Genomic DNA, 11,809 nt, shown 5'->3' on the forward strand with positions numbered 1-11,809 from the left:
TCTCGCTTTACTATTTATTCACAAAACATCGCTACACTTCCCAAATCATCAAATTGTGCAATGATAGAATCTCCAGATTTAAATGCAATCGCTTCAGACAATGCTCCACTTAATACAATATCACCTTTTTTTAATCCTTCATTTTGTAAACCAAGTTTATTTACCGCCCAAGCGATTGCCTCTGCTGGATGTCCCAGCACAGCTGCTCCTGTCCCAGTCGTAGCAATCTTACCGTTCTTTGACATAACCATTCCTACATTTGCTAAATCTATATTCTTAACATCAATCCATTTGCTTCCTAACAAAAATTTTGAAGAGGAACAATTATCTGCTATTACATCAGGTAATGTAAATTTAAAATTCAAATATCTACTATCAATCACCTCTAAAGCTGGCGCAACATATTTTGTTGCCTTTAATACATCATCAGCTGTCACATTCGTTCCCTGTAAATCCTCACCTATTAAAAAAGCAATCTCTGGCTCTACTTTCGGATGAATCAACGTTTCATATTGCAATGGCTCCCATTCGAATACAAGCATATCGTGCAACAAATATCCGTAAATCGCTTCATCAATCCCCATCATTTGTTGTTTTGCCTTACTCGTTAATCCAAGTTTCACACCAACTCTTTTAGAACCTTCGCTCATTTTTTGTTCAATTAAACGTTTTTGCAGTTTATAAGCATCCTCTACTGTTAAATCAGGATGCTTATCCGTTACTTTTACTACTTCTTTTCTTTCCTTTTCAGCTTGAAGTAAATAGTCAATAATTTCTAAATCTGCCCCTTTCACTAAAGCCATATGTTACACCTCCATTTTTATCTTTGCTAATTCTGCAGCTACATCTAAAATCATATCCTCTTGTCCTCCAACTACTTTTCTTTTCCCCAGTTCTATTAAAATATCACGTGTGTCTACCTTAAAGCGTTGTGCCGCCCTTTCAGCATGTAATAAAAAGCTAGAGTATACCCCTGCATATCCCATTACTAGACTACTTTTTTGAATTTCTTGTGGTACTGGTAATAAAGGGGCAACTATCTCCTCTGCGATATCCATCATCTTATATAAATCTATATCTAGCTTATATCCCATACGATCCAAAACAGCGAGCAATACTTCTGTTTGGGCATTTCCAGCTCCTGCGCCAAGACATCGTACACTTCCATCAATACGTGTCGCTCCTTCTTCAATTGCAGTAATTGTATTTGCTACTGCAACCGAAAGATTATTATGACCATGGAAACCAATTTCAATATTTAAAGATTGACGCAAAGCACGGATACGTTCACGTACTTCATGAGGCAATAAAGCTCCTGCAGAATCTGTTACATAAACTGCTTCTGCACCATAACTTTCCATAAGCTTTGCTTGTTCTACTAACTTTTCAACCGATGCAGAATGTGCCATCATTAAAAAACCGCACACTTCCATACCTAACTCACGCGCAAATTGAATATGCTGAGCGGAAACATCCGCTTCTGTTACATGTGTTGCTACACGAACTAGTTTCGCACCAATATTTGCAGCTTGCTTTAATTCATGAATCGTTCCAATACCAGGAATTAACAAGACAACTATTTGAGCTTGCTTACACTCATCTACCGCAGCTTCAATGAGCTTCATTTCATTAACTAATGACTTCCCATATTGTAAAGTAGAGCCACCTAAACCATCTCCATGGCTCACTTCGATATAATGCATACCTGCCTCATCTAATGCCCTTGTTACAGATCGAACTTGCTCTTCTGTAAATTGATGTTTCATTACATGACTTCCATCACGTAAACAAACTTCCGTTATTCTCACTGGTCTTTCACTATTTCGCCTCATTCATTACACCTCTTTTCTTCTCTGAAATGATTTGCGTTGCAAATTCTTCACCTACTTTTAATGCTGCAGCTGTCATAATATCTAAATTACCGGCATAAGGAGGAAAATAATCTCCAGCTCCTTCAACTTCTAAAAATACAGTTACACGATTCCCATCAAACATTGGTTCTTGTTTCAAAGAGTAAGCAGGAACATACGTCCTAACCCGTTCTACCATTTTATGAATTGCTTCATAGATAGAAACCTCATCCATATCCTTAACTTCACAATAAATCGTATCTCTCATTAATATAGGTGGCTCTGCAGGGTTTAATATAATTATCGCCTTCCCCTTATCAGCCCCACCAACTTCTTCAATTCCACGCTTTGTCGTAATTGTAAATTCATCAATATTTGCTCTTGTACCTGGACCTGCACTTAAACTGGAAATTGTAGCAACGATTTCTGCATATGTAACATTCGCCACCTCATTAATAGCATGAACAATCGGGATTGTTGCTTGTCCCCCGCACGTAATCATATTAACGTTTTTCTTATCTAAAAAATTATTATTTCGAATAGCAGGACAAACAAATGGCCCATATGCAGCCGGTGTTAAGTCAATTACTATTTTTTCAAGCTCTTCTAACGTTTTCGCATGATAACTATGTGCTTTAGCTGAAGTTGCATCAAATACAATATCAGCTAAACTCGGATTATCAATAATCGCCTGTATTCCATTATCAAAAACCTCGTATCCGGCTTCTTTCGCCCTCTTTAAACCATCCGATTCTACATCTATTCCAATCATGGCATTGAGGTCTATGACTTCACTTTTTCTTAATTTATACATTAAATCCGTACCAATATTACCTGATCCAATTATGGCCGCCTTTACTTTCTGCACATCTATCCCACCTTTTCATAACATTTTAACCTATATGAATGTAACTGAAACCGAGCCTAGTGAACCGAAGTCAGCTTGAATGCTATCTTTACTATTCACTGAGACTGCGCCAGATAACGCCCCTGGTAAAATTAACTCTCCTGCTTTTAATTCAATATTAAATTCATGTAGTTTATTAACTAGCCAAGCAATAGCTTGTGCAGGATGCCCTAATGCAGCAGCACCAGCCCCCGTGGCAATTAAACTATTATTTTTATAAAGTGTCATTCCAGTTGTACGTAAATCTACTTTATCGATGCTAGAAAATCTGTTCCCAATTACAACTTTTGCTGACGAGCCATTATCCGCTACTGTATCGACCAATTTTATTTTCCAATCGGAAATACGACTATCAATTATTTCAAGTGTAGGTACAACATACTTCGTTGCCATCAGTACATCAATATATGTAATATTAGGCCCTTTTAAATCTTTCTCTAAAACAAATCCTATTTCTGCTTCTATTTTCGGAGATACAAAAGAACTTATTGCGATTGTACTTCCATTTTCTATTTTCATGTCATCTAACAAATGTCCATAATCTGGTTCATTTACCCCAAGCATCTGCTGCATCGCAACACTCGTAAGTCCAACTTTCTTTCCGATTACATAACGCCCTTTCTCCAACTTTCTTTCTACTACTTCAAGTTGAATATTATATGCATCCTCAATAGATAAATTAGCATATCTCTCAGTAAAAGGAGGTATTCCTACACGTGAATCTTCAGCCTTTAATAGTTCATTAGCTAATTCTTTAATTAACAATTGCTCTCACCTCATTTTTAAAAATTTATATATATGTCCAATCCACTACATTGTAACTAGCCCCCACCCATCGACTTATTTTCATAAACATTAAATGAGGGCTCTTTGTAATTAAGTTAAAATATTATCCTTATAATTTCATCGTTACCGTTTTAGCTTCCGTATAAAATTCGAAACTATGACGCCCACCTTCTCTACCAATTCCACTTGCCTTCGAACCTCCAAATGGCGTACGTAAATCTCGGACATACCAGCAATTAATCCATAGTAAGCCTGAATCAATTTGTGAAACCACTCGTTGTGCTCGTCTAAGATCATTTGTCCAAACAACTCCAGCTAGTCCATAAATAGAATCATTCGCAATACGAATGGCATCCTCCTCCGTTTTAAACGGAATAACAACTAAAACTGGACCAAATATCTCTTCCTGCGCTACACGCATACTGTTATCAACATCGTACAAAATAGTAGGTTCATAAAAGTTTCCTTCTACTAGACTCTCTACTCTTTTTCCACCATAGGCTAATTTTGCCCCTTCTGAAGTTCCTATTTCTACATAACGATTAACTGTTTCTAAATGAGATTTTGATACAAGCGCTCCCATATCTGTCTCTTCAGAAAGAGGATCTCCAACTTTTATTCTTTTTACAGCCTCTACAAATTTCTCTAAAAACTGTTCATATACACTTTCTTGCACTAGTAATCTTGAACCAGCTAAACAAATTTCTCCTTGATTCCGATAAATAGCTTCAATTGAGCCTTGTACTGCTTCATCTAAATCCGCATCTTCAAATACGATATTCGCTGATTTACCTCCTAGTTCTAATGAAACAGGTATTAAGTTCTCTGATGCATTACGCATAATTGTCTTGCCTGTATTACTTTCTCCAACAAATGAAATTCTTCTAACAGCTGGATGTGTTGTCATTTTTGTCCCAACAGTATTTCCCGGACCTGTAATAATATTAAGTACACCTGGTGGTAGTCCTGCATCATTTGCAATTTCACCAAGCATAATTGCACTTAATGGAGTATAAGAGGCCGGTTTGACAACAACAGTATTACCAGAAGCAAGTGCCGCTGATGCTTTCCATGTCATTTGCATAAATGGCAAATTCCAAGGAATGATTAAACTTGTCACTCCCGCAGGAGCATACTTTGCATATGACATAAAATTATGTTTGTCATAGTGCTCGTGCACCATATATTTAGCCATTTCAGCAAAGAAGCGAAAATTATGAGCCGAACGTGGTATATCGAATCCTTTACTTTCTTTAATTGGCTTTCCCACATCCAGAGTTTCTATATAAGCTAGCTCATCCACTCTTTCCATAATCAAATCCGACATTTTGCATAAAATATTTGATCGCTCTTCCACAGGCATTTTACTCCAAATGCCGCTTTTAAATGTGCGTTCTGCCACATCAATTGCTCTTTTGGTGTCCTCTTCATTTGCCTTTGCAATAGATGCAAGCTTTCTATTCGTTGCTGGATTGAACGTATCAAACGTTTCACCACATACAGAATCCACATACTGTCCATCAATAAACAATTTCGCATCTTTCACTTTCAGTTTGTCCGCTAATAATTCTTTGTTCACCTTCTTTACCTCCTACTCCTCAATTTCTAAAACCATCTCAATTTCAATTGTTGTATTATTAGGTAACTGAGCCATACCGACTGCTGAACGAGCATGTTTCCCCTTTTCTCCAAATATATCTACTAATACATCCGATGCACCGTTCATTACTTTTGGCTGATTAATAAAGTCTTCCGTACTATTTACAAAACCAAGTATTTTTACAATTCGTTTTACCTTATTTAAATCACCTAGTTCATTTCTCACAACACTTAACAAATTCAACATCGATTGCCTTGCCGCTTTATACCCTTCATCAATTGAAATATCTTTTCCTAATTTCCCGTGATACTCATCTACACCTTGTCCAGCAGTAAATAATAAGTTACCTACTCTTACACAACTAACATAATTTCCAACTGCCGGGCGAATAGCTGGTAGTGTAATTCCCAACTCACTTAGTTTATCCTCAGGTGTTTGTACTCTCTGCATATGCTACACCTCGTTTTTTTATATCAATATTTAAAAATTCCGCAGCATTTCCCCCAAGCATTGCTGCTTTTTGTTCCTCTGATAAACTGGCTGTTTCATCAATCACTTTACCCGGATCAACTTCTCGCAATAAAAACGGATAATCTGAACCCATGAAAATTTTTTCATGTCCAAATCTTTCAATCATATATTTCAAATTAATAGGATCATAATTTAAAGAATCAAAATAAAATTTCTTTGCATAATAACTAGGAGGATGCGTAGTCAATCGTAAATGCGGCCATACTTTCCAGCCTTGATCTAACCTTGGCAAAATATATGGGAAAGAGCCGCCGCCATGCGCAAAACAAACCTTTAGCAGTGGAAACTTCTCCATTATTCCACTCCATACTAATGTAGCTGCCGCAAGTGCCGTTTCACTCGGCATCCCAACTGTATACATAAAATTATGATGTGGCATTCTATCACGCCCTAATGTTTCCCATGGATGAATAAAAATCGGAACTTGCCATTTTTCAGCCATTCGAAAAAATTCAATAAACGATGGGTCATCTAAATTTTTACCATTTACGTTTGTGCCAATTTCAATACCGTGTAAATGTAATTCCGTTATACAACGCTCCATTTCACGAATCGCAGTTTCTCCATCTTGCATCGGAACCGTTCCTAACCCTACAAAACGATCTGGATATGCTAAAACTGTTTCTGCAATAAAATCATTTTGAATACGTGCCATACTTTCGGCTTCCTCTGGTTTTGCCCAATACGAAAATGTAACAGGGATTGGTGATAGAACTTGAATATCAACACCTTCACGATCCATATCTTCAATTCTTTTCTTAGGACACCATACTTGGTCTGTCACGTCTCGAAAATTTTTACCTCCAACCATAATACTTGCACCACATGTACAAGTCCGATTTAATATCGGCCAACGACCGCCACCAAACTTCTCTTCAAAATCTGGAAAAGTTTCAGGAATAATATGTGTATGAAAATCTATTCGCACTTCCATTCCTCCACTTCCTCTGGCATAATATGACCGCAGTTTTTACACGCTCGAATTTCTTTATTTGAATTAAAACTATGAATTGCTTCTTTTACTTGTTTTTCAATATCACTTAATTGGACGCGTACACGATGCATTTCATGATTACACTCATCACAGAACCAAACGAAATCCTCAAGTTCTCCTTGGCTACGTTTTCTTTCAATTACGAGCCCATATGTGTTAGCAACGCGATGTGGTGAATGCGGTACCATAGCTGGGAGCATAAATACATCCCCTTCTTTTACTGTGACGACTTCCCGCTTCCCTTCTTCTGTAATACATTCCACATAACATTCACCTTTAATTTGATAGAAAAATTCATCTGAAGGATCTACGTGGAAATCACGTCTTCTATTTGGACCACCTAATATCATGGCGATAAACTCTGAATCTTGCCAAATAACTTTGTTATTTACTGGTGGTTTCAATAACTCCTTATTCTCATCAATCCATTTTAGTAAATTAAAAGATTGCAATGTTTTAGACATACTATTTCCTCCTTATAATTCCTTTTTATTTATATCGTTTTAAAAGACCAACCGAGTAAAGAACTAGACTTTTGCAAATCCCCATGATAGACATAATCTCTAATTCTCGTTGAAGATATTCGCTCACCTTCATCACAGCAAATATCTTTCACTATAGAAATATTGAAGTGCTCTCTTAGCAAATCTATATTGCCCTCCCGATTTTTTCCAAACTTAAAATCTTGGCCAACAAAAATTTCTACAGGGCTTAGTCTTTTTATATCTTGAATAAAACAACTCGCACTTTTTGTTATATAAGACCGATCAAACCGAATTACAATCACATGTTCAACACCAAGACTTTGAATACGTTTCACCTTCTCATCAATGGGTGTTAATACTTTCGCCCCTTGAAAGTATGAGCGTGGTGGTGGATCAAATGTATACACAACATTTGTTATCCTTAATACCTTTGCCTTCTCAACTGCATTTTTAATTACAGCTTGATGACCTTTATGCACACCATCAAATGCTCCAATTGAAACAATAGATTTCGTTAATTCAGGTATACACTGCTCATGTATATAAATGATACTCATCTCTTTTCTTCTAAAATTAAATTTCTAAATAACCAAATTCCTTGGAAATCAAATTTGCTGTATTCATCACACTTTGAATTATGATTTCACGATTACTTCCCTGCATATACGATATAGGTCCAACAATATTAAGCGCCGCAATAGTTCTCCCAGTATAAGATCGAATAGGAGCTGCAATTCCATATAGTCCATGCTCATTTTCGTTATCACTAATTGAATAACCTTGCTTACGAATTTTCTGTAACTCTGTTTGGAATTGTTTGACACATGTAATGGTATTGGGTGCTCGTCGTAAAAGCCCTTTTTCTGAAGTATATTCTAAAGGTGATGAATGAAATGAAAGCAGCACTTTCCCTGTGCTCGTACAATATGCAGGTTCTCTTGATCCAACATGTGTTGAAATTTGAACGGACTCCTTCGATGAAACTTTCAATATAAATACAACATCACCACGATCAAACATACCGATATGCACAGTACCGCTAAAATTTCTTACTAGCTCTTCAACAAGCGGAATTGCTCCACTATAAATCTCTTGCTGAAACATGACTTGATTTCCCCACTCTAACAACTTCCAACCTAATCTATATTTTCTTTGCTCATCTTGTATGAGCATTCCTTCTGCACACAACGTACGAACAAGATGGTGAACCGTACTTGCATTCATCTTTAGCTTTTCCGCTATTTCCGAATTACCTAGCACAGGCTCATCACTCGTGAAACAATTTAGAATTTTGCAAATTTTACTGATAGAAGCGATCAAATCATATACCTCCCCTATTCCAGTTACAGTTCTCAAGTTCTAGATATTGTTAAAATTATAAGAAGAATTACATCCTAACAGTAAAATTCTTTTTATCATCTATTGCTCCTTCCTCTTCCAAATAAAAATGTAAGCGCAAACATTTTTATTTAACTTAAGGCCCCTTCAGATGAACTCGATTGCAACGCATTGTTCACAAGTGAAAAAGTTTGTTGTTTTTTGTACGCATTATAAAACATTCCCATTTTACGCACCGGATCTCCAGAATAATAACGCTCATATTGTAATAATCGTTGCCCAAAAGCTTCACCGCATAAATCCCACGCTAATTTAAACAAGCGAACTCGTTCCTCAGAGGATACGCCTTCACGCCCGATATAATACTTTTGCATATCATCATGAATCTCGGGATTCATAAAATCAGCACCTGTCGGTGACATTAATAATCCACCAGCACCTATAGTTTGAATAATCTCAATAGCCCGCGGATACATTTTAGGTAATAAACTGCGGATCGTATCAAGCGGCAACCTCGCAGGAATAACTTCTCCATATGAATTCGTTTCATACTCATATTCAGCTACTTGCAGGAGAGCGCGTATCGTTTCGACATCTTGCATAAGCTCTGCTAACTGGTTTTGTACATTTAAAAACCCATCTACGCCAATCGAATCTGCTACTTTCATAGCTACTTCAGCTGCAAAAGATAGTTTTACTAACCCTCTTACTCCAGATTGATGGGCTGGTTGATGACCAATTCCGGTTTTAGGATACAATTGATTCCCAGCTTCCACACTTTGATAAATAAATACTTTATCCCACGGGATAAACACATTATGAAATACTAGTAATGCGTCCATTTCCTCAAACCTTGATGCAAGTGGATGATCAAATAAAGAACGTTTCCCATCTTGCATTGGCTCACGACATAAAATTCTTAGACCTGGTGCATCAATTGGAACTGCAAAAGAAATTGCATGACGTTCATCACCTGGTTTAAAGCTTGGATAGGAATATATTATTACCTCATCCGTAATCGGCGCCAGTGTCGCTAACATTTTAGCACCACTCACATACATCCCTTCCGCTGTTTCACTTACTACCCCTAAATGCATTGTTTCATCTTCTTGTTGATGGGAGGCCTTACTCCGATCATTTTGCGGATTAATAATTGCGTGTGTTAAAAACAAATCATTATCCCTTATATGTTTATAATAATTTTTTATATTCGCTCCCCATTCTGGATTAAACTTCTCAAAAAACCACGAATTACTTGCCATTGAAGTAACCGTTACATTTAAAAAATCAGGCGTTCTACCCATTAAACCATAAGTAGCTTTTGCCCATACTTCAAATAATTCACGGCGTGCCTTTAAGTCCTCATAATTTTTAGGAACTAAAAATGCATTTGATATTCTTTCCCCTGTCTCTTCGCATATATGAGTAATTTTATCTTGATATTCTGGATGGTGCTGCATATCATATAAATTCGCAATTTGTAAAATCGGTTCACGAAAAACATCTTCATTTACTACATCCGTTACTTTTCTCCCGCCAATCCAAATTTCAGGATTTCTTTTTCTCAATCCTTCAATATACTGTTCCCCTGTTCTAATGCCCATTCTTTTCCCTCCAATTTCCCATAATAATATACTAAAAAGTTTAGAAACACCATTAGATGACTGAATTTTCAATCATTATACCAATTTTATTTCTTACACATTCTCCTTGATTTCATATTATGAAATCTTAAAAATTTTTTAGCGAATATAAGTAAGGAACGGTTTCCCGTCCCTTACTCATTTAATTTATAAATTAAAACAATGATAAAAAATAAAAAGAGAAATGCCACCCCATTTCTCTTTTCACTCCTATTATTCTTTTGGTGTATCTGAAGAAGGTAATCTCTTTGCCTGTTTTTCTTTAAAAATTTCACCAATTGCCCCGAGAGTACCAAGTGTTTCAATTGCATTAGACGGAATAAAGACTTTATTTGCTGGCCCTTTCGCAACTTCAGCTAATGATTCAAATGATTTGTAAGCAAGTATACGCTCATCTAAATTTGCTTCACGAAGTAATTCAATTCGATTTTGTTCTGCTTTCGCAATTTCCTCAATCGCTCTTGCTTCCCCTTGCGCTTCTAATTCTTTTGCTTCTTTAATACCTTCCGCTTCTCGAATACGTGCTTCTTTATCCCCTTCAGCCATTAAGATTTTACTTTGCTTCTCCCCTTCAGCACGAAGGACTTTATCTTGTTTTGCAGCTTCAGCTTCTAATATGATCGCACGTTTATTACGCTCTGCTTTCATTTGTTTTTCCATTGATGCTTGCACATCTTTCGGCGGATTAATATCGACAACTTCAACACGTTCAATGCGAACGCCCCATTTTTCTGTAGCTTCATCAAGTGCTAAGCGAATTTCTGTTGAAATTTTTTCACGACCAGATAACGTTTCATCCAGTTCCATTTTACCAATGATTTGGCGCATCGTTGCTGAAGTAATGTTACGAACACCATATTCATAGTTTGAAATACCATATGTCGCAAGTTCCGGTTCAACGACTTGATAGAAAATAATTGTATCAATTTCTACTTGTACATTATCTTTCGTAATTACCTTTTGCGGTGGTACATTCGTTTGTTGAATACGTAAGTCATGATATACACGAACGCGATCTACAATCGGGATTAATAAATTTAGTCCTGGCTGCATAACACGTTGAAACTTACCAAATCTTTCAACGACTCCAACTTTTTGCTGTGGAATAATTTTGATTGTTAATGCGATAAATGTAACAACAATTAATGCGAAAATAATCGTTAACGTTAATGCTACCATATTTATTCACTCTCCTTTTTTACTTGTAATATAGTACTATGCCTCTTTATAACAATAACTTTTTCTCCGGCATCAATTGGATCATCTGCAATAGCTGTCCAAGTATCTCCATCCACTTTCACAATACCGTTCGCTTCATTTGTAATCGCTTGCATAACAATCCCTTTTTTACCTGCAAGCATATCTACTGTATCAGTAAAACCTTTTGCTTCCTGAAAGTTTTTTGATATTCTTTTCGTAAAGAAAGTCAATGTTAAACTTACAATCGCGCCAGCAACAACTTGTAACAGTAGTGCTTCAGGAACAAACAAAGCAATAAGACCTCCGACAACAGCTCCAATTCCAAGCCAAAGCATGTAAAATGTAATCGACAGCATTTCCGCAATAAATAAAATACCAGCTATTATAAACCAAATTACCCAAGCAGCCATATGCAACCCTCACTTTCTTTCTCATTTTCTATATGTATATGAAGAAAAGAATGGTTTATCCGCCC

At 36.6% G+C, this 11,809-nt stretch carries 13 protein-coding genes; all 13 read right to left on the minus strand.

What is annotated here, in order from left to right:
- Positions 1–14 precede the first annotated feature (14 nt).
- The 13 genes from PDK19_RS06285 to PDK19_RS06345 all read right to left on the minus strand — a co-directional run bounded on the left by PDK19_RS06285 (position 15) and on the right by PDK19_RS06345 (position 11,744).
- Positions 15–803, minus strand: a complete 789-nt coding sequence (locus PDK19_RS06285; RefSeq protein WP_001229806.1) for a 2-keto-4-pentenoate hydratase — start codon at positions 801–803, stop codon at positions 15–17.
- Between the two features lie 3 nt (positions 804–806).
- Positions 807–1,832: a 4-hydroxy-2-oxovalerate aldolase gene (dmpG, locus tag PDK19_RS06290; RefSeq protein WP_001254090.1), complete on the minus strand. Its 1,026-nt coding sequence runs from the start codon at positions 1,830–1,832 to the stop codon at positions 807–809.
- Positions 1,819–2,718, minus strand: coding sequence for an acetaldehyde dehydrogenase (acetylating) (locus tag PDK19_RS06295; RefSeq protein ID WP_049113994.1), 900 nt, complete (start codon positions 2,716–2,718; stop codon positions 1,819–1,821). The genes dmpG and PDK19_RS06295 overlap by 14 nt, the downstream gene beginning before the upstream one ends.
- 30 nt (positions 2,719–2,748) lie before the next feature.
- Positions 2,749–3,522: a 2-keto-4-pentenoate hydratase gene (locus PDK19_RS06300; protein ID WP_000905639.1), complete on the minus strand. Its 774-nt coding sequence runs from the start codon at positions 3,520–3,522 to the stop codon at positions 2,749–2,751.
- Positions 3,523–3,652: 130 nt separating this feature from the next.
- A complete protein-coding gene (locus PDK19_RS06305) occupies positions 3,653–5,122 on the minus strand; it encodes an aldehyde dehydrogenase (RefSeq protein ID WP_001031168.1) in 1,470 nt (489 codons plus the stop codon).
- A 12-nt stretch (positions 5,123–5,134) separates the two neighbouring features.
- A complete protein-coding gene (locus PDK19_RS06310; RefSeq protein WP_001190048.1) occupies positions 5,135–5,593 on the minus strand; it encodes a RidA family protein in 459 nt (152 codons plus the stop codon).
- Positions 5,571–6,608, minus strand: a complete 1,038-nt coding sequence (locus tag PDK19_RS06315) for an amidohydrolase family protein (RefSeq protein ID WP_000453802.1) — start codon at positions 6,606–6,608, stop codon at positions 5,571–5,573. The genes PDK19_RS06310 and PDK19_RS06315 overlap by 23 nt, the downstream gene beginning before the upstream one ends.
- Complete coding sequence (gene nbaC, locus PDK19_RS06320) at positions 6,593–7,132, minus strand: 3-hydroxyanthranilate 3,4-dioxygenase (protein WP_000047733.1); 540 nt, start codon at positions 7,130–7,132, stop codon at positions 6,593–6,595. The genes PDK19_RS06315 and nbaC overlap by 16 nt, the downstream gene beginning before the upstream one ends.
- A 29-nt stretch (positions 7,133–7,161) precedes the next feature.
- On the minus strand, positions 7,162–7,710 hold the full coding sequence (locus tag PDK19_RS06325) for an FAD synthetase family protein (RefSeq protein ID WP_000022933.1): 549 nt from the start codon (positions 7,708–7,710) through the stop codon (positions 7,162–7,164).
- Between the two features lie 16 nt (positions 7,711–7,726).
- Entirely contained in the window at positions 7,727–8,473 is a 747-nt protein-coding gene (locus PDK19_RS06330; protein WP_000561972.1) for an IclR family transcriptional regulator, read from the minus strand.
- Positions 8,474–8,622: 149 nt separating this feature from the next.
- The gene (locus PDK19_RS06335) at positions 8,623–10,095 is read right to left on the minus strand and encodes a 4-hydroxyphenylacetate 3-hydroxylase family protein (RefSeq protein ID WP_074615105.1); all 1,473 of its coding nucleotides are present in this window, start codon (positions 10,093–10,095) and stop codon (positions 8,623–8,625) included.
- 252 nt (positions 10,096–10,347) lie between these two features.
- Positions 10,348–11,313 carry an SPFH domain-containing protein gene (locus tag PDK19_RS06340; RefSeq protein WP_014893804.1) on the minus strand — a complete coding sequence of 322 codons (966 nt, stop codon included), beginning with the start codon at positions 11,311–11,313 and terminating at the stop codon, positions 10,348–10,350.
- Between the two features lie 2 nt (positions 11,314–11,315).
- Positions 11,316–11,744, minus strand: a complete 429-nt coding sequence (locus PDK19_RS06345) for an NfeD family protein (RefSeq protein WP_014893805.1) — start codon at positions 11,742–11,744, stop codon at positions 11,316–11,318.
- Positions 11,745–11,809 lie beyond the last annotated feature (65 nt).

The organism is Bacillus cereus group sp. BcHK124, from assembly GCF_027712065.1.
GTDB classification, from domain to species: domain Bacteria; phylum Bacillota; class Bacilli; order Bacillales; family Bacillaceae_G; genus Bacillus_A; species Bacillus_A pacificus.

What these genes read in the sequence shown, in the direction of transcription:
- PDK19_RS06285 (WP_001229806.1), bottom strand. Translation starts at nt 803, where the DNA reads ATGGCTTTAGTGAAAGGGGCAGATTTAGAAATTATTGACTATTTACTT.
- dmpG (WP_001254090.1), bottom strand. Translation starts at nt 1,832, where the DNA reads ATGAGGCGAAATAGTGAAAGACCAGTGAGAATAACGGAAGTTTGTTTA.
- PDK19_RS06310 (WP_001190048.1), bottom strand. Translation starts at nt 5,593, where the DNA reads ATGCAGAGAGTACAAACACCTGAGGATAAACTAAGTGAGTTGGGAATT.
- PDK19_RS06315 (WP_000453802.1), bottom strand. Translation starts at nt 6,608, where the DNA reads ATGGAAGTGCGAATAGATTTTCATACACATATTATTCCTGAAACTTTT.
- nbaC (WP_000047733.1), bottom strand. Translation starts at nt 7,132, where the DNA reads ATGTCTAAAACATTGCAATCTTTTAATTTACTAAAATGGATTGATGAG.
- PDK19_RS06325 (WP_000022933.1), bottom strand. Translation starts at nt 7,710, where the DNA reads ATGAGTATCATTTATATACATGAGCAGTGTATACCTGAATTAACGAAA.
- PDK19_RS06335 (WP_074615105.1), bottom strand. Translation starts at nt 10,095, where the DNA reads ATGGGCATTAGAACAGGGGAACAGTATATTGAAGGATTGAGAAAAAGA.
- PDK19_RS06340 (WP_014893804.1), bottom strand. Translation starts at nt 11,313, where the DNA reads ATGGTAGCATTAACGTTAACGATTATTTTCGCATTAATTGTTGTTACA.
- PDK19_RS06345 (WP_014893805.1), bottom strand. Translation starts at nt 11,744, where the DNA reads ATGGCTGCTTGGGTAATTTGGTTTATAATAGCTGGTATTTTATTTATT.